The 211-nt window shown below is 28.4% G+C and carries 1 protein-coding gene; it reads left to right on the top strand.

The genetic code is table 11. From position 1 onward, the window contains the following. A partial coding sequence (locus tag UNSWCS_RS11240) for a hemagglutinin repeat-containing protein (protein ID WP_035144249.1) occupies positions 1-211 on the top strand: 211 nt, incomplete at both ends.

Below are 211 nucleotides of genomic sequence, written 5' to 3'. Positions count from 1 at the left end.
TAAAAAAGATACTAGCATAAAGCTAAGAGTAGCAGACGCTAAATATAAAGAAGCTACTAATAACACCTCTTCTTTAAATTCCATTAGTTCTACACTAAATGCCAATAATATAAATATAGATACTAACTATGATATAAGTGTAAAAGGCTCAACTCTAAACGCAAAAGAAGATGTTAGCTTAATTAGTAAAAATGGCAACATTTACATCTCA

This window comes from Campylobacter concisus UNSWCS (assembly GCF_000466685.1).
Classification (GTDB): domain Bacteria; phylum Campylobacterota; class Campylobacteria; order Campylobacterales; family Campylobacteraceae; genus Campylobacter_A; species Campylobacter_A concisus_A.
Note: the sequence above shows the minus strand (reverse complement) of the source record. Positions and strands in the feature narration are given on the sequence as shown.